We start from the raw sequence: 22,068 nt of genomic DNA on the forward strand, positions 1-22,068 counted from the left end.
AAGTTTTTCCATGAAAAGTTCCGCACCCGCTGCACCCAAGCGCTTCACCCTCAAGGTCGCCCTCTGGCTGCTCGACAGCCCCCGCCTGGGCCACAAGGTCAACGTCAAGCACCTAGCCGGGCGCATGCTCAAGCAGCCCGCGCGCGAAGGCGTGGTGGTCGCGCAGAGCCGCCTCGGCCAGTTGATGTGCCGCGATTGTGGCAACGCCCGTGACCAGCGCATCGGTCAGCAACTCCTGCGGCAGGCCGCCCGCGCCGGCGATGCGGGCGCACAGAACGCACTGAGCGATCTGCGTCGCGACTGACACTCGGTTTGCCCCAGGCGGCCAATGGCCTCAGACTGCCGCTCATCGAATTCGCATGAGAGCACACCATGGCCCTGGACGTGACCAGCCTGTTGATCGGCCTGCTGGCTGCCGCCTTGCCGTGCCTGGCGCTGGCCTGGCAGCTGCAGCGCAAAAGCAACGCCGCCCTGGCCCAGGTCGCCTTGCTCGACGAGCGCCTGAGTAACGCCCAATTGGCTCAGGACGGCCTGAGCGCGCAGCTCGACGCCTGCCGCGATGAGGTCAGCGATCTGAGCCAGGCCAACTCGGCCAAGCAAGCCGAACTGGCCAGCCTGCGCCGCGAGGTCGAACTGTTGCAGAACGAACGCGACAATGCCCGCGATGCCGCCCACGCCTGGAGCCTGGAGCGCAGCACCCGGGAAACCGAGTTGCGTCGCCTCGATGCCCAGTGCGCCGGGCTATCAGCCGAATTGCGCGAACAGCAGGACAGCCACCAGCAACGCCTGAACGACCTGCAGGGTTCACGGGACGAACTGCGCGCGCAGTTCGCCGAACTGGCCGGCAAAATCTTCGACGAGCGCGAGCAACGCTTTGCCGAAAACAGCCAGCAACGCCTGGGCCAGTTGCTCGATCCACTCAAGGAGCGTATCCAGTCGTTCGAAAAGCGCGTTGAAGAGAGCTACCAGAACGAGGCCCGCGAGCGCTTTTCCCTGGGCAAGGAACTGGAGCGCCTGCAACAGCTCAACCAGCGCCTGAGTACCGAAGCCACCAACCTGACCCAGGCCCTCAAGGGTCAGAAAACCCAGGGCAACTGGGGCGAGCTGATTCTGGAGCGGGTGCTCGAGCATGCCGGGCTGGAGAAGGGCCGCGAGTACCAGACCCAGGTCAGCCTCAAGGGCCCGGATGGCGAGCGCTTCCAGCCCGACGTGCTGATCATGCTGCCCGGCGACAAGCAGGTGGTGGTCGATTCCAAGGTCAGCCTCACTGCCTATCAGCAATACATCGCCGCCGAAGACGGTGCCATTGCCCAGGCGGCCTTGAAGCAGCACGTGCTGTCGCTGCGCAATCACGTCAAAGGCCTTTCCGGCAAGGACTACAGTCGCCTGGACGGTTTGCACAGCCTGGATTTCGTCCTGCTCTTCGTGCCCATCGAGGCGGCATTCTCGGCCGCGTTGCAGGCCGAGCCCAACCTGTTCCAGGAGGCCTTCGACCGGCAGATCGTCATCGTCAGCCCGACCACCCTGCTGGCTACTCTGCGCGTCATCGACAGCCTGTGGAAGCAGGAGCGGCAAAGCCAGAACGCCCGCGAGATCGCCGAGCGCGCCGGATGGCTGTATGACAAGTTTGTGTTGTTCATCCAGGACCTCGACGAAGTCGGTAACCGCCTGCAGCAGTTGGACAAGGCCTACGGCGCGGCGCGCAACAAGCTCACCGAAGGACGTGGCAACCTGGTCAGCCGCAGCGAGCAGCTCAAACTGCTGGGCGCCCGCGCCAGCAAGAGCCTGCCGCCTGACCTGCTCGAGCGCGCCATGACCGAGGCCCATCAAGACAGCGGCGCCGAGGCCGACGCCGACGGCGTGTCAGTGCCGGCCCAGGTGCCGGTTGAGTAGCGCCCGCAAGGCCGCAGGCTTCACCGGTTTGGCCAGGTAGTCCAGCCCGGCGGCGTGCACCAGGGCGACGGTTTCGGGGCGCGCGTCGGCGCTGATCACCACGCCCGGCACCGGCTCGGCCAGCGCAGTGCGCAGCCAGGCCATCAGTTGCGTACCGGTTTCGCCCTCGTCCAGGTGGAAATCCACCAGCGCCAATTGCGGCCGCTTGCCGGCGGCCAGCAGTGCTGCGCACTCCTGGCGATTGCGTGCGGTCCATACCTCGCACCCCCAGCGGCTGAGCAAGCTGTGCATGCCCAGCAGGATGCTGTCTTCGTTGTCGACGCAGAGCACCCGTGCACCACCCAGCGGTTGGCTCATGGGCGTCGGGGCGGGCAGGGCGGTTGCCGTGTCTGCGCCGGCCAGGGGCACGGTCACACTGAACACGCTGCCATGGCCAGGCCATGAGCGCACCTGCAACGGGTGGCCGAGCACCCGGCACAGGCCGTCGGCAATCGCCAGGCCCAGCCCCAGGCCTTTTTCGGCACGGGTCTGGTGACTGTCCAGGCGCTTGAATTCTTCGAAAATCATTTCCAGCTTGTCGCGGGCAATGCCCGGGCCTCGGTCCCACACCTCCAGGCTCAGCGCACCTGGCTTGCGCCGCACACCCAGCAGGATCGGACCGCGCCCATAGCGGAAGGCGTTGGTGAGGAAGTTCTGCAATACACGGCGCAATAGCTTGATATCGCTGTCCACCCGCAGCGCGCTGCCCCGCAGGCGAAAGTCCAGGCCCTGTTCCCGAGCCTGGGCCTTGAACTCAGGGCCCAAGGCGTCGAACAGTTCGTTGAGCGCGAAGCCCTTGCGGTCCGGGCTGATCTTGCCGTTCTCCAGGCGGGAAATATCCAGCAGGTCGCTGATCAGGTCTTCGGCCGAACGCAAGGAGTTGTCCATGTGCTGCACCAGCTGGCTGGCTTCGGCCGACAGGCCCGGCTGATGGGACAGCGCTGCGGAGAACAGCCGCGCCGCGTTGAGCGGCTGCATCAGGTCGTGGCTGACCGCTGCCAGGAAGCGCGTCTTGGACTGGTTCGCCGACTCGGCATGGCCCTTGGCTTCGGTCAGCGCCTGGTTCAGCTGGGACAGCTCATGGGTGCGCTCGGTCACCCGTTGTTCCAGGCCTTCGTTGGCGTCCTTGAGCGCCTGCGCGGCTTCGCGGTAGGCGGTGATGTCGGTGAAACTCATGACGAAGCCACCGCCCGGCATCGGGTTGCCGATCAGCTCGATGACCCGCCCGTTGGGAAACAGGCGCTCGGAGGTGTGCGCGCGACCCTGACGCATCCAGTGCAGGCGCCGGGCAACGTGTACCTGCGCCTCGCCGGGCCCGCACAGGCCGCGCTCGGCGTTGTAGCGGATGATGTCGGCAATCGGCCGGCCCACGCTGATCAAGCCTTCCGGGTAATTGAACAGCTCCAGGTAGCGGTGATTCCAGGCCACCAGGCGCAGCGACTGGTCGATCACGCTGATGCCCTGGGTGATGTTCTCGATCGCGCCCTGCAGCAGGGCACGGTTGAACTGCAGCACTTCGCTGGCTTCGTCGGCGATACGCACCACGTCTTCGAGCTGCATGTCGCGGCCTTCGATGGCCGCCTTCACCACCGCGCGCGTCGACGAGCTGCCCAGCACGCCTGCCAGCAGCCGTTCGGTATGGGCTATCCACTGGCCATCGGCATTCTGGTTGGGGTTGAAACCCTTGCCTTGCCGATAGGCGTAGCGCAGAAAGCTTTGCCGTGCGCGCTCCTCGCCGACGAAGCGTGCCGCCAGGTTGAGCAGGTCATTGATCTGCACCGCCAGCAGCGAGCGGCCATGGGGCCCGGCATTGATCTCCTGGCCGATGAATCGCCCGGCTTGCCAATGTTCGCTGACGCGGGTACGCGAGAGCACCGAAACCCAGGCGAACAGAATGAAATTGCCGGCCAGCGACAGCACCACCCCTTGGGTCATGGGGCTGATGGGCAGGCCGAACGGGTTGCCGTGAATCCAGGCCAGGCCGGGGAACACGTCCAGCGGCAGGTTCAAACTGTGCGCCGCCACCGGCAGCACCAAGGTGTAGAACCAGAGAAAGATGCCCACCGCCAACCCGGCGAAAACCCCGCGACGGTTGGCCTGTTTCCAGTACAGCGCACCGAGCATTGCCGGGGTCAGCTGGGTCACGGCGGCAAAGGCAATCTGGCCGATGGTGGCGAGGCTGGCGGTGGAACCGAGCAGACGGTAGCTGACGTAGGCCAGCAGCAGGATCACCACGATGCTCACTCGGCGGACGCTGAGCATCCACTGGCGAAACACTTCGAAGGGCCGTTCCGCGCTTTGCCGACGCAGCAGCCAGGGCAGCAGCATGTCGTTGGAAACCATGGTCGACAGCGCTACGCTGGCGACGATGACCATGCCGGTCGCCGCCGAAGCACCGCCGATGAAGGCCAGCAAGGCCAGGGCCGGGTGGGCTTCGGCCAGCGGCAGGCTGATGACGAACGAGTCGGGAATCACCGAGCTGGGCAGCAGCATCTGCCCGGCCAGGGCGATCGGCACCACGAACAGTCCGGCCAGGATCAGGTAGGCGGGAAACACCCAGCGTGCGAGGCGCAGGTCCTGCGGGTCGGTGTTCTCCACCACGGTCACGTGGAACTGCCGCGGCAGGCAGAGAATGGCCATCATCGCCACGCCGGTCTGCACCACCATCGAGGGCCAATTGATCGTCTCTTGCCAGTACGCTTCCAGGCGCGGCGCCAGCATGGCCTGGTCGAGCAGGTCCTCGAAACCGTCGTACAGCCCATAGGTGACGAAGATACCCACGGCGAGGAACGCGAACAGCTTGACCAGCGCCTCGAAGGCGATCGCCAGGACCATGCCGCGGTGGTGCTCGGTAACGTCCAGCGTGCGTGTGCCGAACAGGATGGTGAACAGCGCCAGCACCAGCGTGACCACCATGGCGGTGTCCTGTACGCGGGTACCGGTGGCGTCGGCACCGGCGCCGATCAGCAGGTTCACGCCCAGCACGATGCCCTTGAGTTGCAGGGCGATGTAGGGCAGCACGCCGACCAGGCAGATCAGCGCCACCACCACGGCGAGGCTCTGCGACTTGCCATAGCGCGCCGCGATGAAGTCGGCAATGGAGGTGATGTTCTCCTGCTTGCTGATCATCACCATTTTCTGCTGCACCCAGGGTGCCAGCAGCATCAGCAGCACCGGCCCCAGGTAGATCGGCAGGAACGCCCACAACTGCTCGGCCGCCTGGCCCACCGCGCCGAAAAACGTCCAGCTGGTGCAGTACACCGCCAGCGACAGGCTGTAGACCCAGGCCCGTACACGGGGCGGCAGGGGCGTGCTGCGGCGGTCGCCGTAGAAAGCGATGGCGAACATCACGGCCATGTAGGCCAGGGCGACGGTGGCGATCAATCCGCTGGACAACGACATCGATGACTCCGGAACGGGGCGGGCAGGCACCCGTCGAAGCGGGCACCCGCCAGTCTCGCACGGCGCACGCTGCGCCGTCAGCGCCGACCATGGTCGCAGCCACTGTCATCGAGTTGGGCGATAGGCGGTATAGCGTTATGCTGTGCGCCGACGATGCCGCCGCTGCCCGCGGCCTCGTCCCCCCGCCAGAGCCCAGTCCACGCGGCATCATTCAGGTACAGGATCGATGAGTCAGCAGTCGCAGTTCGCCTTGCTCGGCAAGCGCCGTTTCCTGCCGTTTTTCGTGACCCAGGCCCTGGGTGCTTTCAACGACAACATCTTCAAGCAATCGCTGATCCTGACGATCCTCTACAAGCTTGCCATCGAGGGCGACCGCAGCGTCTGGGTCAACCTCTGCGCGCTGCTGTTCATCCTGCCGTTCTTTCTGTTCTCGGCGCTGGCCGGGCAGTTCGGCGAAAAGTTCGCCAAGGACCGCCTGATCCGCGCCATCAAGCTGGCCGAGATCGTCATCATGGCGGTGGGGGCAGTAGGGTTGGCATTCGACCAACTGTGGTTGATGCTGGTCGCGCTGTTCGCCATGGGGACCCACTCGGCGCTGTTCGGCCCGGTCAAGTACTCGATCATGCCTCAGGCCCTGCGACCCGAAGAACTGGTAGGGGGCAATGGCCTGGTGGAGATGGGCACGTTTCTGGCGATCCTGGCCGGCACCATCGGAGCGGGCATGATGATGTCGTCCGCCAACCACGCCGGCGTCGTCGCCACCGCCGTGCTGTCGGTCGCCGTACTGGGCTATGTCGCCAGCCGCAGCATCCCGCCGGTCAGCGCCGCCAATCCGGGGCTGGTGCTGGACTGGAACATCGCCCGGCAGACCTGGTTCACCCTGCGCCTGGGCCTGGGTCAGACCCGCGCGGTGTCGCGCTCGCTGGTCGGCAACTCCTGGTTCTGGTTCGTCGGCGCGGTCTACCTGACCCAGATTCCCGCCTATGCCCAGCAGTGGCTGGACGGCGACGAAACCGTGGTCACCTTGATCCTCACCGTGTTCTCGGTGGGCATCGCGCTGGGTTCGATGCTGTGCGAGCGGCTGTCCCGGCACAAGGTCGAGATGGGCCTGGTGCCCTTGGGGGCGCTAGGCCTGACGCTGTTCGGGCTGCTGCTGTGGTGGCATTCCAACGGCGTCGTGCAGGCCGCGCAGCCACAAGGCTGGCTGACGGTGCTGGGTCATGATCAGACCTGGTGGGTATTGCTGGACATCCTCGGCCTGGGCGTCTTTGGCGGGTTCTACATCGTGCCGCTGTACGCGCTGATCCAGTCACGTACCGCCACCGAGCAGCGCGCCCGGGTCATCGCTGCCAACAACATCCTCAATTCGCTGTTCATGGTGGTGTCGGCCATCGTGTCCATCCTCTTGCTCAGCGTGGCGAAGCTGAGCATTCCCCAGCTGTTCCTGGTGGTGTCGCTGGCCAATCTGGCCGTCAATGCGTACATCTTCAGCGCGGTGCCCGAGTTCGCTTCGCGCTTCCAGCTCTGGCTGCGTGGTGATTGACCGCTGCGGCTCCGCTGTACCGAGCAGGCCTACAGCGATTCGGGCCGTCCCAGCACCACGCTGAGCGCGTTGCGTGCGTCGTCGAGCTGGACCAGCGTGGCATGTCGGGCACCCAGGGCATCACCGTTCTCGATGGCCGTCAGAATTGCCTTGTGCCGCGGCAGGGCCAACTCATGCAGGTTGGGCCGCTGGTTGGAATGCCGCAGGGCCTCACGCAAGGCCAGCGACAGCATGTTGCACAGGTGCGCGAGCAGGTCATTATGCGTGGCATCGGCGATGCGGCTGTGGAAATCCAGGTCCGGCTGGAGCACGTCATCGACCGACCCGGCCGCCTCCATGCGCTGGTAGGCCTCGCCGATCGAAGCCACCTCGGCCTCGGTGGCGTGCTGGGCGGCCAGCGCCGCCGCTGCCGGCTCGATGATGCTGCGCACGCTGGTCAACAGGGCGAAGAATTCGTTCTGCGGCGTGCTCTGCATCACCCAGTGCAAGACATCGGGGTCGAGCATGTGCCACTCACGGCGCGGCTTGACCACCGAACCCACCCGCGGCCGGGAGTACACCAGGCCCTTGGCCACCAACACACGGGTCGCCTCGCGCAGCACCGGACGACTGACCGCGTATTCTTCACACAGCAGGGCTTCGGCGGGCAGCCGATCGTCAGGCTTGAAGCGGCCGGAGACGATCTGCATCCCCAACTCCTGGACGATCCGCGAGTGCATGCTTTTGCGATCTGAAGGCTTGCGATAATCCATGGGGTGCATTCGGTCCTTGGGGCAGGTAATGCGCGATGATAGCACCTGCGCGCCAAGTCTTCGGACGGGGTGTCAGAGCCCTTGCTGCAGGTTCTTGCGCAGCGACAGCAGGCTGGTCTGCAGCGCGCGCAGTTCGGCACTGCTGTGGCAGCTGGCCTTGACGATGTTGAGCGGCACCGACTCGGCCTTCTCGCGCAGCGCACGACCCTGCGGCGTGAGCTCGACGATGACCACGCGCTCGTCGTCCTTGCTGCGGGTACGGCTGAGCAAGCCTTCGGCTTCCAGGCGCTTGAGCAGCGGCGTCAGCGAGCCGGGGTCGGTCAGCAGGCGAGTACTGATTTCGCCCACGGTCATGCCGTTCTTTTCCCACAACACCATCATGGTCAGGTATTGCGGGTAGGTCAGGCCCAGTGCCTGCAACAAGGGCTTGTACACCTTGGTCATCAGCAGCGATGTCGAGTACAGCGAGAAGCACAGCTGATTATCCAGCAGCAGGCTGTCGTCGGCGCTGACTGCCTCGTCGTGAGTGGATTCGGTGTTCATGCTGATCCTTTTTCCAATGGTGCAAGTGCATTAGGCGATCCGCCGTTCGCAGGTGTCGGCGCTTCGCTCGTTCCTTCGTGAAGCTGGTGTTGATTTCGAGCTACAAACACCGTGCATAGTTCGTTCGAGGTTGTGCAGCACTTCTACATCCTTCGGCGGCGGTCACACTGGTAGGATGCACGGCTGGATGAGGCGCGGCGGATAGAGAGAGACAGTATGTTCGAAACATTGCTCTACATTGCCTTGGGTGCGGTGATGGGCACGCTGGGTGGGGTGTTCGGCATCGGCGGGGGCTTGATCGCGATCCCGGCACTCGGCGTGCTGTTCGGCGTGGACCAGCAACTGGCCCAGGGCACGTCGCTGGTGATGGTCGTGCCCAATGTGCTCCTGGCATTATGGCGCTATCACCAGCGTCGTCCCATACCCTGGCGCAATGCCTTGCCATTGGCCAGCGGCGGACTGGTGTTCGCCTGGCTTGCCTCGGTGCTCGCGGCAGGGCTGGACCCGGCGTCGATGCGGGTGGGCTTCGTGGCCTTCCTGTTGGTGCTGGTAGTCTACAACATTGCGCAGATGTTCCTGCGCCCCGTGAACGGTACGGGCGAGATGCGTCATTCCTGGCCGTGGCTGGGTGTACTGGGTGGCTTTTCCGGTGTGATCGGAGGCTTTTTCGGAGTTGGCGGCGCCGTGCTGGCCACACCCGTACTCACCAGCGTTTTCGGCACCACCCAGATCATGGCCCAGGGCCTGTCGCTGGCCCTGGCCGCGCCCAGCACCAGTGTGACACTCCTGACCTATGCCGTGCACGATCATGTCGATTGGGCCATGGGCGTGCCGATGGCCATTGGCGGCCTGTTGAGCATCAGCTGGGGGGTGAAGATCGCCTATAGCCTGTCGGAAACGGTCCTGCGCGGCAGCTTCTGCGTGTTTCTGCTGCTGTGCGCCATCCTGCTGCTGTTCAAGGTCTGAGGCCTGGCCCACCACACCAGGTGCCGGCTCGGGTGGATTAATGCCACAATCGGCGCTTTCATACGTCGTGACGAGCCTCCAGGTGGAAGACCAAGACACCCTGCAACCCCGCGAACGCACCGAGCGCATATTGGCCGAGGTGCACGACGCCTGGGGCATGATCCGCGTGCTGGAAGTCGCCGACTACCGCTTCCTCGAATTCGGCGATGCCATAGAACAGAGCTGCACGTTCACGGCCGACCCCAGCTGGCTGGAATACGACTACACCCGCGCCATGCTGGTGGGCGCGCTTTGCCATGCGCAACCTGAAAGTGCCCTGTTCCTGGGTCTGGGTGCCGGTACCCTGACCCAGGCCTGCCTGAAGTTCCTGCCCCTGGAAGACGTCGAGTGCATCGAACTGCGCCCGGACGTGCCTCGCCTGGCCATCGAATACATGGGCCTGGAAGACGATCCAAGGCTGTACATCCGCGTCGGCGACGCGCTTGAACTGCTGCCCACTGCCGAAACCGCCGACCTGATCTTCGTCGACCTGTACACCGACCACGGCCCGGCCCCCGCCCACCTGGCCTGGCGGTTCCTGGAACAGTGCCAGCAACGCCTGAACCCCGATGGCTGGCTGATCATCAACCAGTGGGCCGGTGACGACGGCAAGCCGCTCGGGGCCGCCTTGCTGCGCGGGCTCTACCAGCGTCACTACTGGGAATTGCCAGTCAAGGAGGGCAACGTGATCGTCATGGTGCCGGCCGATGTCGAGCAGGTATTGGACATGGCCGGCCTGTGCCAGCGCGCCGAGGCCCTTGCGCCCCGGCTGGGTTACTCGCTGCAGGGCCTGATCGACCTGGTGCGCCCGGCCAGCTGAGGCAGTGCGCCGCACCACTGGCGACGCTACTGGCCCTGGAACAGGGCAGGGCGCTGCTGCTGCATGGCCGCCAGACCTTCGCGCGCGTCCTCGCTGGCGAACAGGCGCCCGCTGGTTGCCGCCAACTGGCGGCTGGCGGCGCCTTCGCCTTCGCTCACGGCCAGGCGTGCCGACGCCAGGGTCGCCTGCACGCCCAGCGGTGCCTGTCGGGCAATCCGCTGAGCAAGCTGCAGGGCGTTGGGCAGCAGGTCTTCGCTGGCCATCACTTCCTGCACCAGACCCAGGCGCAAGGCTTCATGGGCATCGAACTCATCGCCGGTCAGCAACCAGCGCATGGCGTTGCCCCAGCCGGCTATCTGCTGCAGGCGCAGCGTGGCGCCGCCGAACGGGAACAAGCCGCGCTGCACTTCCATCTGGGCAAAACGGGTATTGCTCGCGCACAGGTTGATGTCGGCCGCGAGCATCAGCTCGATGCCCACGGTCAGGCAATAACCCTGGGCTGCGACGATCACAGGCTTGCTCACCACCGGCCCACCCGAGACTCGCCAGGGATCGCAGCCCCCAGGCGGTACCTGCCAGCCCTGGCTCAGGCGCGTGCTCACCTCGGCCAGGTCCAGCCCCGCAGTGAAGTGCTCGCCATGGCAGAACACCAGGGCCACGCGTGCCGCCGGCTCGCGCTCGAACGCGCCGTAGGCCAGGCTCAGGGCGTCGAGCATGGGCAGGTCGAAGGCGTTGCGCTTGGCAGTACGGTCCAGGCCGATGAGCATGACGTGCTCGCGCAGCTCGCAGCTGACCTTGCCGGGGCAGGGGGTAGGCATGACGGCATCCTCGGAATGGTTTGAGTGAAAGGTTTCAGCTGCCGCACCTGCGCAGGCGCCTCTGCTAAAATAGACTGCGCCGCCGATTCGCGCAAAGCCCGTGTGGCTCAGGCGTGCACGCGGCACGATGGTTCAAAAAAGTCTCACGTCGCGGCCATTTTCAGGTATAGTGCGCGCCGGTCTTTAACCAGGCCACGTTTAGGTAGCGCAATCCCCCGAAGACAGCTTCGGCTGCATGTCCGTTCCGCGGACTCTCCCTAACGATTCTTTCATTCAATCGTTTTCGCAAATCCCCGCCGACAAAGCTGCCAGGGTGACTCTCGAGTCTTACAAGGCATGCGCAGCTTTGGAGCATGGGTCTTTGCGGATGCACTTAGAGGCAGACCCATGACCCAGGAAATCGGCGGCTTCGCCGCTCTCGAACTTCATCCGAACATTGTTGCTGCTGTAGTCGCTACCGGCTACGAAGAGCCTTCGGCTATCCAGCAACAATCGATCCCGATCATTCTCGCCGGTCATGACATGATCGGCCAGGCGCAGACAGGCACCGGCAAGACCGCGGCCTTTGCTCTGCCGATCCTGCATCGTATCGACCCGAGCAAGCGCGAGCCGCAAGCCCTGATCCTGGCGCCAACCCGTGAGTTGGCGCTACAAGTAGCCACTGCATTCGAAACCTACGCCAAGCAGATGCCTGGCGTTACCGTAGTGGCCGTGTACGGCGGTGCCCCGATGGGCCCGCAGTTGAAAGCAATCCGCAACGGCGCGCAAATCGTCGTCGCCACCCCCGGCCGTCTGTGCGACCACCTGCGTCGTGACGAGAAAGTCCTCGCCACCGTGAACCACCTGGTGCTCGACGAAGCCGACGAAATGCTCAAGCTGGGCTTCATGGATGACCTGGAAGTCATCTTCAAGGCCATGCCCGAGACTCGCCAGACCGTACTGTTCTCGGCCACCTTGCCGCAGTCGATCCGCGCGATCGCCGAGCGTCACCTGCGTGACCCCAAGCACGTCAAGATCCAGACCAAGACTCAGACCGTCACCGCGATCGAGCAGGCTCACCTGCTGGTTCACGCCGACCAGAAGACCTCGGCTGTCCTGCGCCTGCTGGAAGTCGAAGAGTTCGACGCCCTGATCGCCTTCGTGCGCACCAAGCAAGCCACGCTCGACCTGGCCAGCGCCCTGGAAGCCAAAGGCTACAAGGCCGCGGCACTCAACGGTGACATTGCCCAGAACCAGCGTGAGCGTGTCATCGAGTCGCTCAAGGATGGCCGCCTGGATATCGTCGTCGCCACCGACGTCGCTGCCCGTGGCCTGGACGTACCGCGCATCACTCACGTGTTCAACGTCGACATGCCGTACGACCCCGAGTCCTACGTGCACCGTATCGGTCGTACCGGCCGTGCCGGTCGCGAAGGCCGTGCTCTGCTGCTGGTCACCCCGCGTGAACGCCGCATGCTGCAGGTGATCGAGCGCGTGACCGGGCAGAAGGTTGCCGAGGTTCGCCTGCCCAACGGCCAGGCCGTGCTGGATGCGCGCATCAAGAAGCTGACCAACAGCCTCGCTCCGCTGGTCGCAGACGCCGAAAGCACTCATGGCGAGTTGCTCGATCGCCTGACCGCCGACATCGGTTGCACCCCGCGCGCCCTGGCCGCAGCCCTGCTGCGCAAGGCCACCAATGGCCAAGCGTTGACCCTGGATGCGGTCGAGAAGGAGCAGCCTCTGGTTCCGACCAGCGCTCCGCGCGAACGTACCAGCAGCGGTGATCGTCCTGAGCGCAGTGACCGTGAGCGCCGCGCGCCAATGCCCCTGGGCGAAGGCCGCGCACGCTGCCGTACGGCCCTGGGTGCTCGCGACGGGATCGCCGCGAAGAACCTGCTTGGCGCCATCCTCAACGAAGGCGGGCTGGCCCGTGAAGCCATCGGTCGCATTCAGGTGCGCGACAGCTTCAGCCTGGTCGAGCTGCCGGAAGATGGCCTGGAGAGTCTGTTGAGCAAGCTCAAGGACACCCGTGTCGCTGGCAAGCAGCTGAAACTGCGTCGCTATCGCGAAGACTGATTGCCCATAGTCTTCAGGCATAAAAAATCCCCGACTGGTTCGGGGATTTTTTTTGTCTTGATCGCGGCTCGTTCATCGCCAGCTCGAGCTCGCTCCTGTGGGAGCGGGCCCTGCCCGCGAAGCGGACAGCGCCGATCAATCAGTTCTTGGCTGGCGGCACTTGGGTAGCCGGAGTAGTACCTGGTGCGACCGGCATGCTCGAATCGGACTTGGTAGCTTCCTGAGCTGCAGCCTTGTTCGATTCCATGGCCGCTTCGTTGGCCTTGGCGTTTTCCTTGGCGGCGTCATTCATCTTGTCTTGAGCCGAATCCATTTTCTCTTGCGCTTCCTGACGGTGCTCGGCAGCGTCCTGGGCCTTGTCTTCGGATTTCTTGTCGCATGCGGCCAAACCAAGGGTGGCAGCCAGCATCAGGGAGTAAGCGAGTGTCTTGCGCATGATGTTTCTCCTTATTGGGTATCTACGAGGCTAAGAGGGTGTGCGCCGGATATAAGTTCCGTCACTGCGGTTATATATAAGTATCGGATCGCAATGAGGTTTTTCCATGACCTTGCTGTACCGTTCAAGCATCCACCCGGTTTTCACGGCGGTCTTGGGTGAAAAGGTCGATGCACGAGCCCTGGCTGGCTCGCCTGTCGAAGCCACCCTTGAAATCCCGATCGGCGGCCCCATCTCCTTGTCATCCCGCCGCTCATCGGCGGCACCTGCCATCTGATTGGAGTTTGATGACCATGAGTGTGGAAACTCAAAAGGAAACCCTGGGCTTCCAGACCGAGGTGAAGCAACTGCTGCACCTCATGATCCATTCGCTGTATTCCAACAAGGAAATCTTCCTTCGCGAATTGATCTCGAACGCCTCCGACGCTGTCGACAAGCTGCGTTTCGAAGCGCTGGCCAAGCCTGAGCTGCTCGAAGGTGGCGGCGAGCTGAAAATTCGCATCAGCTTCGACAAGGACGCCAAGACCGTCACCCTGGAAGACAACGGTATCGGCATGAACCGTGACGATGTAGTGACCCACCTGGGCACCATCGCCAAGTCCGGCACTGCCGACTTCATGAAGAACCTCACCGGCGACCAGAAGAAGGACTCGCACCTGATCGGTCAGTTCGGCGTGGGCTTCTATTCGGCCTTCATCGTCGCCGACCAGGTGGACGTGTACAGCCGCCGCGCCGGCAGCCCTGCCAGCGAAGGCGTGCATTGGTCCTCCAAGGGCGAGGGCGACTTCGAGGTCGCCAACGTCGAGAAGGCCGAACGCGGCACGCGCATCGTTCTGCACCTGAAAAGCGCCGAAGACGAATTTGCCGACGGTTACCGTCTGCGCAACATCATCAAGAAGTACTCCGACCACATCGCCCTGCCGATCGAGCTGCCCCAGGAAAGCTCGCCCGTCGAAGGCGACGAGGCACCGGCGCAGGAGTGGGAAACCGTCAACCGCGCCAGCGCCCTGTGGACCCGTCCGCGTACCGACATCAAGGACGAGGAATACCAGGAGTTCTACAAGCACGTCGGTCACGACTACGAGAACCCGCTGAGCTGGAGCCACAACAAGGTCGAAGGCAAGCTGGAATACACCTCGCTGCTGTACGTACCTGCGCGCGCGCCGTTCGATCTGTACCAGCGCGAAGCACCGCGTGGCCTCAAGCTGTACGTGCAGCGCGTGTTCGTCATGGACCAGGCCGAATCCTTCCTGCCGCTGTACCTGCGCTTCATCAAGGGTGTGGTCGACTCCAACGACCTGTCCCTGAACGTTTCGCGCGAGATCCTGCAGAAAGATCCGATCATCGACTCGATGAAGACGGCGCTGACCAAGCGTGTGCTCGACATGCTCGAGAAGTTGGCCAAGAACGAACCCGAGCAGTACAAGGGCTTCTGGAAGAACTTCGGTCAGGTCCTCAAGGAAGGTCCTGCGGAAGATTTCGCCAACAAGGAAAAGATCGCCGGCCTGCTGCGCTTCGCTTCCACCAGCGACGACAGCGGCGAGCAGAGCGTTGGCCTAGCTGACTACCTGGCCCGGGTCAAGGAAGGTCAGGACAAGGTCTACTACCTGTCCGGCGAGTCCTACGCACAAGTCAAGAACAGCCCGCACCTGGAAGTCTTCCGCAAGAAAGGCATCGAGGTGCTGCTGTTGACCGATCGTATCGACGAGTGGCTGATGAGCTACCTGACCGAATTCGACGGCAAGGGCTTCGTCGACGTTGCCCGTGGCGACCTCGACCTGGGCAAGCTGGATTCCGAGGAAGACAAGAAAGCCCAGGAAGAAATCGCCAAGGACAAGGAAGGCCTGGTCGAGCGCCTGAAAGCGGCGCTGGGCGATTCGGTCAGTGAAGTGCGGGTTTCCCATCGCCTCACCGATTCGCCGGCGATCCTGGCCATCGGCGAGCAGGACCTGGGCATGCAGATGCGCCAGATCCTCGAAGCCAGTGGGCAGAAGGTGCCGGACTCCAAGCCGATCTTCGAATTCAACCCCAACCACCCGCTGATCGCCAAGTTGGATGTGGAGCAGAGCGAAGATCGTTTCGCCGACTTCTCCCATATCCTGTTCGATCAGGCGGCCCTGGCGGCCGGTGACAGCCTCAAAGATCCTGCCGGTTACGTTCGACGCCTGAACAAGCTGCTGGTCGAGTTGTCCGTTTAAACAGTCCAGGTAAAAAGCCCGCTTCGGCGGGCTTTTTCGTTTTCAGTCATGACCTTTTGGAGATGCAAGCGTGAGCACATTGACCGTTCAATCCGTTGTCTACCAAATCGACGGGCAGGCGTACGAAAGCCGCCTGGTCTACGACACTGATATCGTGTCGCCACGTCCGGGCCTGGTGATGGCGCCGAACTGGATGGGCGTCAGCGAAGGTGCCGAACGCATTGCCCAGTCGGTGGCTGCCAAGGGCTATGTGGTGTTGCTGGTCGACTTGTATGGCCAGGGCGTGCACCCGGGCAACAACGATGAAGCAGCGGCTGCCATGATGCCGCTGAAGAACGACCGTGCCTTGCTGCGCAAGCGCATGCAGGTTGCGCTGCAGCAACTGCACGAGCAGACGCATGCCGCTGTCGATCCGGCGCAATCGGCGGCCTTCGGTTTCTGCTTTGGCGGGTGCTGTGCGCTGGAGCTGGCACGTACCGGCGCGGCGCTCAAGGCAACCGTCTCGTTCCATGGCACACTCGACACGCCCAACCCGGCCGATGCCCATGACATCAAGGGTTCGGTCCTGGTGCTGCACGGTGACGCCGATCCCCTGGTGCCTGCCGAACAGCTGCCGGCCTTCCGTTCCGAGATGAACTCGGCGGGTGTGGATTGGCAGTTGACCAGCTACGGCGGAGCCTACCATTCGTTCACCGACACCGAGGCCAACAACCCGGGTGTGCAGATGTACGATGCGAAAGTCTCGGCTCGCGCCTTTCAGGCCATGCACAACCTGCTCGAGGAAGTGTTTCAGGCCTGATTCGCAGGCCCATGGGGGCGGTACGTGGCCGCGAAGAGGGGCGAACCGCCACCCATGTGCCTGGCTGCTAAGCCTCGGCCAGGTACGTCTCGATATCGATCACTGCACTGGTCATCAGCTTGTGCACCGGGCAGTGGTCGGCCACTCGGTCCAGGTCATGACGCTGCGCTTCCGTCAGGTTGCCGAGCAAGGTGAGCTTGACCTGCAGGCGGTATTTGCCAGTGGGCTCCTCGCTCGCATCGCGTTTGACCTCCACATTCACACCCGTGAGCGGGATGTTCTTGCGCTGGGCATAGAGCTTCAGGGTCAGGGCCTTGCAGGCACCCAGTGCGGCGTCGAAATAGTCATGGGGAGAGGGCGCCGAACCTGCCCCACCCAGGGCTTCCGGCAAGTCGGTGTGAAAAGAGTGGCGGCCATCGATGTCGATGCTGTGGCGAAATCCGTCGCCAGGTTCGGTAGTCACGGTGATAGCCATGGAAATCCCTTCGTTGGTGTGCTCGAGTCACACTGTATAGAGGGTTGCGCCATCCGGGGGGTTCAACCGCAGTCAATCGACCGATTTCAGGCAAAAAAACGGCGCCCGCAGGCGCCGTCCTTCAGTAGGGCTGCGAGCCTTACTGACCCTGCCAACGCTTGAGTACCAGCGTGGCATTGGTACCGCCGAAGCCGAAGCTGTTGCTCATCACCGTATTGATTTCGACGTTTTCCTGGGTGACGGTCTGCACTGGCAGATCGGCCACGGCAGGGTCCAGTTCGTCGATGTTGGCTGACCCGGCAATGAAGTTGCCTTCCATCATCAGCATGCAGTAGATGGCTTCGTGCACGCCAGCGGCGCCCAGCGAGTGCCCGGACAGGCTCTTGGTCGAGCTGATGGCCGGATACTTGCCGGCGAAGACTTCCCGCACACCCTTCATCTCGGCCACGTCGCCCACCGGTGTGGAGGTGCCGTGAGTGTTCAGGTAGTCGATCGGGGTATCGACGGTGGACAGCGCCTGCTGCATGCAGCGGATGGCGCCTTCGCCGCTCGGCGCGACCATGTCGTAGCCATCCGAGGTGGCACCGTAGCCAACGATCTCGGCATAGATGTGGGCACCGCGGGCCAGAGCGTGTTCCAGCTCCTCGACCACTACCATGCCGCCGCCGCCGGCGATGACGAAGCCATCGCGGTCGCTGTCGTAGGCACGCGACGCTTTTTCAGGCGTGTCGTTGCGCTTGCTGGAAAGGGCACCCATGGCGTCGAACAGGAACGACTGGCTCCAGTGTTCCTCTTCGCCGCCGCCGGCGAACACCACGTCCTGCTTGCCCATCTGGATCTGCTCCATGGCCGTACCGATGCAGTGCGCGCTGGTGGCACACGCCGAGGCGATGGAGTAGTTCAGGCCCTTGATCTTGAAAGGGGTGGCCAGGCAGGCCGAGACGGTGCTGCTCATGGTGCGGGTGACCCGGTACGGACCGACGCGCTTGACGCCTTTCTCGCGCAGGATGTCCAGCGCTTCCATCTGGTTCAAGGTAGAGGCGCCGCCCGAACCGGCGATCAGGCCGGTACGCGGGTTGGAAACCTGCTCGTCGGTGAGGCCGGAATCCTTGATGGCATCCTGCATTGCAAGGTACGCGTAGGCGGCGGCATGGCCGACGAAGCGGTACACCTTGCGGTCGATCAGCTCTTCCAGGTTGAGGTCGATGGAACCGGAAACCTGGCTACGCAGACCCATTTCGGCATATTCCGGGTTGAAGCGGATGCCAGGGCGGCTTGCACGCAGGTTTGCGGAGACGGTGTCTTTGTCATTGCCCAGGCACGAAACGATGCCCAGACCAGTGATAACAACGCGGCGCATGCGGATAACCCTTAGAAATTTTCGGTGGATGTAAAGACGCCGACCCGAAGGCCGTCGGCGGTGTAGATCTCGCGGCCGTCGACGCTGACCGAGCCATCGGCGATGGCCATGTTCAGCTTGCCCTTGAGCACGCGCTTGATATGAATGTTGTACGTGACCTTCTTGGCCGTCGGCAGCACCTGGCCGAAGAACTTCACTTCACCCGAACCCAGCGCACGGCCACGGCCCGGCAGATCCTGCCAGCCGAGGAAGAAACCCACCAGCTGCCACATGGCATCCAGGCCGAGGCAGCCCGGCATCACCGGATCGCCCTCGAAGTGGCAAGCGAAGAACCACAGGTCCGGATTGATATCCAGCTCGGCGACCAATTCACCCTTGCCGTACTTGCCACCTTCGGCGCTGATATGGGTGATGCGGTCCACCATCAGCATATTCGGGGCGGGCAGTTGCGCGTTACCTGGGCCGAACAGCTCGCCACGACTGCAGCGCAGCAGATCTTCCCGAGTAAAGGCGTTTTGTTTGGTCATGCGAGCTCCTCAATAGTCCCTGGTGGCAGGGGGCAGATCTTCCCGACCGACCAGAAGAATCAACGCCTGGGTCGGCAGCCTACACATAGACTATTGCGTTGTAGTGAAAGTCACAGCGCAAGCGATACGGAAGTACACTTGTTCACTGAAATTATAATGCCAGACAGCAGGCTTTGTCCGAATGGATGTACAAGACTGCCGCACTTTAGCATTTCTTGCCAGCAACTGGCGCTGTCACGAGGACATCCGGCATCCCTTCCACGGCGCTGGTTCAGCTCGTCCAGCGCAGCAGAACCTGTTGCAGATCTGCCCGTTTGAACGGTTTCGCCAGGTAATCGTTCATTCCGGCATCCAGGCAGGTGGCGCGGTCGCCCAGCAGCGCGTTGGCGGTCAGGGCGATGATCGGCAGCTCTGCGCGGCCAGCAATCTGGCGAATCTGCCGCGACGCCTCGTAGCCGTCGAGGACCGGCAGGCGACAGTCCATCAGCACCGCCGAATAGAGGTGCGCACGCACCTGGCTGACCGCTGCTGCTCCGTCGCTGACGACATCGACGGCGTAGCCCAGGCTGCGCAGCATGGCTTCGATCACGGTCTGGTTGACCGCGTTGTCTTCCACCAGCAAGACACTGTGGCCGACGCCGTCGTCGTTGCCGGACAGGTTGGGCACCGCTGCGGGGCGGGCCAGGCTCTGCTGGCTCAGCGCCAGCGGCATTTCCAGGGTGAACAGCGAGCCTTGCCTTTCCTTGCTTTGCGCACGCAGCGTGCCCCCCATGCGTTCGGCCAGCGTACGCGCGATCGGCAGCCCCAGGCCGGTGCCGCCGTAACGGCGCGAAATCGAACTGTCGGCCTGGGCGAACGCGTCGAACATGCTTTCCAGTCGATCTTCGCCGATGCCGATGCCAGTATCGCGCACGGTGCAGGTCAGCCATATCAATTGATGATCCAGCACCTGCCAGCGCACACCGATGTCCACACCGCCTTCATCGGTGAATTTCAGCGCATTGCCGATCAGATTGACCAGGATCTGCCGGATGCGCGTCGGATCGCCCTCGACCTGCAACCCCTCGATGCCCTCGGCCAGCGTCAATTCCAGCGCCAGCTTGCGTTGCCTGGCGGTGTGCTGGAAGGCCTGCACGCAACTGGTGATCAGCTCGTGCAGGCCGAAACCGATGTGCTCCAGCTCCATCGCCGCCCGCTCGATGCGGGAAAAATCCAGAATGTCGTTGATGACCTTGAGCAGGTGTTCGGTGGACTCGGTGGCCACCTGAGCGTAATCGCGCTGTTCATGGCTCAGTACGGTGGTTTCGAGCAGCTGCAGCATGCCCAGCACGCCATTCATGGGGGTGCGCAGCTCGTGGCTCATCATCGCCAGGAAATCCGACTTGGCGCTGTTGGCGCGCTCGGCCTCCTCGCGGGTCTGGATCAGTTGCTGCATGGCCTGATGCTGTTCGTGGCTGGCCTTGGCCAGGGCGCTGGCAAGGTTGTTGATATGCCCGGCCAGATGCCCCAGCTCGCTGTCGTCGATGATGGGCAGCGGCCGGTCGAACTCGCCCTGGCCTATGGCCTTGACCACGCGGCTCATTTCACTGATGGGCTGGGCCAGGCTGCGCGCCAGCCGCCGGGCCAGCAGATAGGTGAACAACAGTGCGAACAGTGCCAGCACGGCGGCCTTGAGGACAATTTCCTGCTGGCGCTCGCTGAAGGCGTCGTCGGACATGCCGACGATCACCCGGCCCAGGTAATCGCCGCTGCTGGCACTGCCCATGTGCTGCTGCACCTGAGCCTGATGGTCTTCCAGGAAGGCCCCACGGATCTGGATCGGTGCCTGGAACACTTCGACATGGGCCGACCGGTGCTCGTTTCTGACTCGCTGTTCGACATAGGCCAGGCGCCGGTCGGTCTGGTCCTGAATCTCCAGGAAACGTACGTGAGGGGTGGCCAGGGTTGCGCCGAGCAGCCCTTCGAGTACCGCGGCATTGTCGGTGACCACGCCGTATTCCGCGGCGGGGGCGAGCTGGTTGGCGATCAACTGGCCGGTGTGATTGAGTTCCTGGCGCAAGTCCTGCAAACGCACGAAGGTGAAGAAACCGATCAGTAGCAGGGTCAACAGCAGGGCCGGCCCGACGCTGATGATCTGGGTGCGTGTATGAATGTCGCGGTTCAGGCGCAACTTCATGTCGGGGCGCAGGGCAATGGGAAAGTGGCGGACACGACAGGGCCTGAATCGAGTTGAACAGTCAGGCATGTTAACCGGTCAGAGCGACAATTCCAGTCGTATTGTTACCGGGGCGCAGGCCGGGACTGGTCGTGTCGAGGTGGCTCCGTATAATGCCCCTCATCGCCCTCAACTCGACCAAATGGATGGGATATGACTCAAGAGCAGCCGATAGCCGTGCTGGGAGGAGGTAGTTTCGGCACCGCCGTGGCCAACCTGCTGGCCGAGAACGGCCATTCGGTCCGTCAGTGGATGCGCGACCCGGAGCAGGCCGAGTCGATTCGCCTGAACCGGGAAAATCCGCGCTACCTCAAAGGCATCAAGATCCTGCCGGGGGTGATCCCGGTCACCGACCTGCCCGCGACCATCGCCGGCAGTGCGCTGATCTTCGTCGCGCTGCCCTCGAGCGCCTTGCGCAGCGTGCTGGCCCAGCATGCCGATCAGCTGAGCGGCAAGATGCTGGTCAGCCTGACCAAGGGCATCGAGGCGCAGACCTTCAAGCTGATGAGCGAGATTCTCGAAGAGGTTGCGCCAGACGCGCGTATCGGCGTGTTGTCCGGCCCCAACCTGGCTCGCGAGATCGCCGAACATGCCCTGACCGCCACGGTGGTGGCGAGCGCCGACGAAGCCCTCTGCGAGCGCGTTCAGGCCGTGCTGCATGGGCGTACGTTCCGCGTCTATGCCAGCAGCGACCGCTTCGGCGTCGAGTTGGGCGGCGCGCTGAAGAACGTCTATGCGATCATCGCCGGCATGGCTGTGGCATTGGGCATGGGCGAGAACACCAAAAGCATGCTGATTACCCGTGCCCTGGCCGAGATGACGCGTTTTGCCGTCAGCCAGGGCGCCAACCCCATGACCTTTCTCGGTCTGGCCGGTGTGGGCGACCTGATCGTGACCTGCTCGTCGCCCAAGAGCCGCAACTATCAGGTAGGGTTTGCCCTGGGCGAAGGCCTGAGCCTGGAGGACGCCGTGTCGCGCCTGGGCGAGGTGGCCGAAGGGGTCAACACGCTCAAGGTGCTCAAGGCCAAGGCTCAGGAGCTTCAGGTGTACATGCCGCTGGTGGCGGGCTTGCACGCAATCCTGTTCGAAGGGCGTACGCTGAACCAGGTGATCGAGCTGCTGATGCGGGCCGAACCCAAGACCGATGTCGATTTCATTTCCACCAGTGGCTTCAACTGAGGAACACGT

The 22,068-nt window shown here is 63.5% G+C and carries 17 protein-coding genes and 2 pseudogenes; 10 read left to right on the forward strand and 9 right to left on the reverse strand.

The features are described 5' to 3' along the window. Positions 1-10: 10 nt before the first annotated feature. Complete coding sequence (locus ONG87_RS06700; RefSeq protein ID WP_122479144.1) at positions 11-304, forward strand: sel1 repeat family protein; 294 nt, start codon at positions 11-13, stop codon at positions 302-304. Between the two features lie 182 nt (positions 305-486). Next, positions 487-1,893, forward strand: a complete 1,407-nt coding sequence (rmuC, locus tag ONG87_RS06705) for a DNA recombination protein RmuC (RefSeq protein WP_205930075.1) — start codon at positions 487-489, stop codon at positions 1,891-1,893. On the opposite strand, the gene ONG87_RS06710 is transcribed toward rmuC, so the two are convergent. After that, positions 1,864-5,334 (reverse strand): PAS domain-containing hybrid sensor histidine kinase/response regulator, encoded by a 3,471-nt coding sequence (locus tag ONG87_RS06710; RefSeq protein ID WP_192053975.1) that lies wholly within the window; start codon positions 5,332-5,334, stop codon positions 1,864-1,866. The genes rmuC and ONG87_RS06710 overlap by 30 nt on opposite strands. Before the next feature lie 226 nt (positions 5,335-5,560). Here ONG87_RS06710 and ONG87_RS06715 point away from each other — a divergent pair. After that, a pseudogene (locus ONG87_RS06715) lies at positions 5,561-6,865 on the forward strand (MFS transporter); the annotation flags it as partial. A 41-nt stretch (positions 6,866-6,906) separates the two neighbouring features. On the opposite strand, the gene ONG87_RS06720 reads toward ONG87_RS06715, so the two are convergent. Further along, positions 6,907-7,629, reverse strand: coding sequence for a FadR/GntR family transcriptional regulator (locus ONG87_RS06720; protein WP_122479140.1), 723 nt, complete (start codon positions 7,627-7,629; stop codon positions 6,907-6,909). A 72-nt stretch (positions 7,630-7,701) separates the two neighbouring features. Continuing rightward, positions 7,702-8,172: a MarR family winged helix-turn-helix transcriptional regulator gene (locus ONG87_RS06725; RefSeq protein ID WP_185793835.1), complete on the reverse strand. Its 471-nt coding sequence runs from the start codon at positions 8,170-8,172 to the stop codon at positions 7,702-7,704. A 216-nt stretch (positions 8,173-8,388) separates the two neighbouring features. On the opposite strand from ONG87_RS06725, the gene ONG87_RS06730 reads away from it, so the two are divergent. Next, entirely contained in the window at positions 8,389-9,138 is a 750-nt protein-coding gene (locus tag ONG87_RS06730) for a sulfite exporter TauE/SafE family protein (protein ID WP_122479138.1), read from the forward strand. Positions 9,139-9,295: 157 nt separating this feature from the next. Continuing rightward, positions 9,296-9,997 carry a spermidine synthase gene (locus tag ONG87_RS06735; protein WP_192057782.1) on the forward strand — a complete coding sequence of 234 codons (702 nt, stop codon included), beginning with the start codon at positions 9,296-9,298 and terminating at the stop codon, positions 9,995-9,997. A gap of 26 nt (positions 9,998-10,023) precedes the next feature. Here ONG87_RS06735 and ONG87_RS06740 read toward each other — a convergent pair whose 3' ends face one another. After that, a complete protein-coding gene (locus tag ONG87_RS06740) occupies positions 10,024-10,815 on the reverse strand; it encodes a crotonase/enoyl-CoA hydratase family protein (RefSeq protein ID WP_264382487.1) in 792 nt (263 codons plus the stop codon). A 353-nt stretch (positions 10,816-11,168) separates the two neighbouring features. Here ONG87_RS06740 and ONG87_RS06745 point away from each other — a divergent pair. Continuing rightward, positions 11,169-12,870: pseudogene (locus ONG87_RS06745) on the forward strand (DEAD/DEAH box helicase). 139 nt (positions 12,871-13,009) lie between these two features. On the opposite strand, the gene ONG87_RS06750 reads toward ONG87_RS06745, so the two are convergent. Then, positions 13,010-13,306 carry a hypothetical protein gene (locus ONG87_RS06750; RefSeq protein WP_122479134.1) on the reverse strand — a complete coding sequence of 99 codons (297 nt, stop codon included), beginning with the start codon at positions 13,304-13,306 and terminating at the stop codon, positions 13,010-13,012. A 106-nt stretch (positions 13,307-13,412) separates the two neighbouring features. Between ONG87_RS06750 and ONG87_RS06755 the strand changes: the two genes are divergently transcribed. From ONG87_RS06755 to ONG87_RS06765, 3 genes are all read left to right on the forward strand, one after another. Further along, positions 13,413-13,583, forward strand: a complete 171-nt coding sequence (locus ONG87_RS06755; protein WP_163007602.1) for a hypothetical protein — start codon at positions 13,413-13,415, stop codon at positions 13,581-13,583. Between the two features lie 16 nt (positions 13,584-13,599). Then, a complete protein-coding gene (gene htpG / locus ONG87_RS06760; protein WP_185793831.1) occupies positions 13,600-15,504 on the forward strand; it encodes a molecular chaperone HtpG in 1,905 nt (634 codons plus the stop codon). A 70-nt stretch (positions 15,505-15,574) separates the two neighbouring features. After that, positions 15,575-16,303 carry a dienelactone hydrolase family protein gene (locus ONG87_RS06765; protein WP_122479133.1) on the forward strand — a complete coding sequence of 243 codons (729 nt, stop codon included), beginning with the start codon at positions 15,575-15,577 and terminating at the stop codon, positions 16,301-16,303. Positions 16,304-16,370: 67 nt separating this feature from the next. Here the strand turns inward: ONG87_RS06765 and ONG87_RS06770 are convergent, their stop codons facing one another. The 4 genes from ONG87_RS06770 to ONG87_RS06785 form a co-directional block, all read right to left on the reverse strand. After that, positions 16,371-16,778 carry an OsmC family protein gene (locus ONG87_RS06770; protein WP_122479132.1) on the reverse strand — a complete coding sequence of 136 codons (408 nt, stop codon included), beginning with the start codon at positions 16,776-16,778 and terminating at the stop codon, positions 16,371-16,373. Positions 16,779-16,917: 139 nt separating this feature from the next. Then, positions 16,918-18,138 (reverse strand): beta-ketoacyl-ACP synthase I, encoded by a 1,221-nt coding sequence (gene fabB / locus ONG87_RS06775; RefSeq protein ID WP_122479131.1) that lies wholly within the window; start codon positions 18,136-18,138, stop codon positions 16,918-16,920. An 11-nt stretch (positions 18,139-18,149) separates the two neighbouring features. Then, complete coding sequence (gene fabA, locus ONG87_RS06780) at positions 18,150-18,665, reverse strand: 3-hydroxyacyl-[acyl-carrier-protein] dehydratase FabA (RefSeq protein WP_122479130.1); 516 nt, start codon at positions 18,663-18,665, stop codon at positions 18,150-18,152. A 271-nt stretch (positions 18,666-18,936) separates the two neighbouring features. Beyond that, complete coding sequence (locus ONG87_RS06785) at positions 18,937-20,841, reverse strand: ATP-binding protein (RefSeq protein ID WP_264382488.1); 1,905 nt, start codon at positions 20,839-20,841, stop codon at positions 18,937-18,939. A gap of 192 nt (positions 20,842-21,033) precedes the next feature. Between ONG87_RS06785 and ONG87_RS06790 the strand changes: the two genes are divergently transcribed. Continuing rightward, positions 21,034-22,059 carry an NAD(P)H-dependent glycerol-3-phosphate dehydrogenase gene (locus tag ONG87_RS06790; protein ID WP_122479127.1) on the forward strand — a complete coding sequence of 342 codons (1,026 nt, stop codon included), beginning with the start codon at positions 21,034-21,036 and terminating at the stop codon, positions 22,057-22,059. Positions 22,060-22,068: the final 9 nt, after the last annotated feature.

The sequence above is a fragment of the Pseudomonas sp. MM227 genome (genome assembly GCF_947090715.1).
In the GTDB taxonomy this organism is placed as follows: domain Bacteria; phylum Pseudomonadota; class Gammaproteobacteria; order Pseudomonadales; family Pseudomonadaceae; genus Aquipseudomonas; species Aquipseudomonas baltica.

Bases quoted from the DNA above. Each gene is read 5' to 3' on its own strand.
- htpG (WP_185793831.1), top strand. From the start codon at position 13,600: ATGAGTGTGGAAACTCAAAAGGAAACCCTGGGCTTCCAGACCGAGGTG.
- fabB (WP_122479131.1), bottom strand. From the start codon at position 18,138: ATGCGCCGCGTTGTTATCACTGGTCTGGGCATCGTTTCGTGCCTGGGC.
- ONG87_RS06730 (WP_122479138.1), top strand. From the start codon at position 8,389: ATGTTCGAAACATTGCTCTACATTGCCTTGGGTGCGGTGATGGGCACG.
- ONG87_RS06790 (WP_122479127.1), top strand. From the start codon at position 21,034: ATGACTCAAGAGCAGCCGATAGCCGTGCTGGGAGGAGGTAGTTTCGGC.
- ONG87_RS06710 (WP_192053975.1), bottom strand. From the start codon at position 5,334: ATGTCGTTGTCCAGCGGATTGATCGCCACCGTCGCCCTGGCCTACATG.
- ONG87_RS06770 (WP_122479132.1), bottom strand. From the start codon at position 16,778: ATGGCTATCACCGTGACTACCGAACCTGGCGACGGATTTCGCCACAGC.
- ONG87_RS06700 (WP_122479144.1), top strand. From the start codon at position 11: ATGAAAAGTTCCGCACCCGCTGCACCCAAGCGCTTCACCCTCAAGGTC.
- ONG87_RS06720 (WP_122479140.1), bottom strand. From the start codon at position 7,629: ATGGATTATCGCAAGCCTTCAGATCGCAAAAGCATGCACTCGCGGATC.
- ONG87_RS06735 (WP_192057782.1), top strand. From the start codon at position 9,296: ATGATCCGCGTGCTGGAAGTCGCCGACTACCGCTTCCTCGAATTCGGC.
- ONG87_RS06750 (WP_122479134.1), bottom strand. From the start codon at position 13,306: ATGCGCAAGACACTCGCTTACTCCCTGATGCTGGCTGCCACCCTTGGT.
- fabA (WP_122479130.1), bottom strand. From the start codon at position 18,665: ATGACCAAACAAAACGCCTTTACTCGGGAAGATCTGCTGCGCTGCAGT.
- ONG87_RS06785 (WP_264382488.1), bottom strand. From the start codon at position 20,841: ATGAAGTTGCGCCTGAACCGCGACATTCATACACGCACCCAGATCATC.
- ONG87_RS06725 (WP_185793835.1), bottom strand. From the start codon at position 8,172: ATGAACACCGAATCCACTCACGACGAGGCAGTCAGCGCCGACGACAGC.
- ONG87_RS06755 (WP_163007602.1), top strand. From the start codon at position 13,413: ATGACCTTGCTGTACCGTTCAAGCATCCACCCGGTTTTCACGGCGGTC.
- ONG87_RS06740 (WP_264382487.1), bottom strand. From the start codon at position 10,815: ATGCCTACCCCCTGCCCCGGCAAGGTCAGCTGCGAGCTGCGCGAGCAC.